Origin of the sequence: Pseudomonas sp. FYR_7 (assembly GCF_043106155.1) — a bacterium.
Taxonomy (GTDB): domain Bacteria; phylum Pseudomonadota; class Gammaproteobacteria; order Pseudomonadales; family Pseudomonadaceae; genus Aquipseudomonas; species Aquipseudomonas parafulva_B.
In genome coordinates, this window is sequence record NZ_JBICMI010000043.1 from 1 (window position 1) to 915 (window position 915).

General features: G+C 56.6%; 1 protein-coding gene. It reads right to left on the minus strand.

What is annotated here, in order from left to right:
* Positions 1-412: 412 nt before the first annotated feature.
* A partial coding sequence (locus tag ACF8R3_RS10320) for an IS5 family transposase (protein ID WP_392515568.1) occupies positions 413-915 on the minus strand: 503 nt, incomplete at its 5' end.

A 915-nucleotide genomic window follows, 5' to 3' on the forward strand; every position in this document is an offset into this window, starting at 1 on the left:
GATCGCAGCCCGGTCGGAATGCTCATTTACAACCCGTAAAGTCGAACGCGACTCCGACCGTTCCTCGGCTGTTTTCGCCTTGCCTGACCTTCGTCTCAAGACTTTTCATACAGAGCCTAGGACAAGTTCCGAGCGATAAACAATGCCCGCAGCCGCTCTAGACGCCCGCCAGCCTAACCAAATGCCTGCTTGACCAAGTTGTCGAACAGGCTGTAGGCCGGCAGCACTTCACGACGATGATCCTCATCGCTGGCGTCCAGAGGTGTGACAGCATCCCTCCGGATATTACTTGCTATTCAGCACCGTGACCGACACTGGGGCATATGAGATTCTAAAAGTTGTTAAAGTGTGATGGCAGGTGAACGGAAAAGGAGATTTCAATGCTAGTAAAAAGCAGCAAGGCCCTGACTACCTAGGCTCTGTCTGAAAAAAGCCGTCGCATACACCGCAGGACACAAGCCAGCGAAACCATCGCGGCGTAACTTTTTGCGAGCTTGTCGAAGCGCGTGACGATCCGGCGGTTCTCTTTCAACCAGCCAAACATGCGTTCGATGATGTTGCGCTGTCGGTATTTGGGCCGGTCGAACAGTCTGGGTAAGCCAGGCTTGGGCTTGCGCTTCATCGAGCGCAACGGGATGACGGGCTGCATTCGATATTGGTCGCAGTAGCGGCGTAGCGCTTCGGCGTCGTAGCCCTTGTCGGCAAGTAGCCACTTACAGCGCTTGCGCGGGCGGCCACGTCGGCTCGATGGAATGCTGACCTCGTCCAGCAGTGGTTGGGCGTAGCTGATGTCACCGGCTTGACCGCCAGAGAGGAGAAAGCGCAACGGTATCCCGCTGGCGTCGCAGAGCATGTGGATTTTGGTTGTCAGGCCGCCACGACTTCGGCCTAGAGCGTGATCGGCAGGCTCGTCAG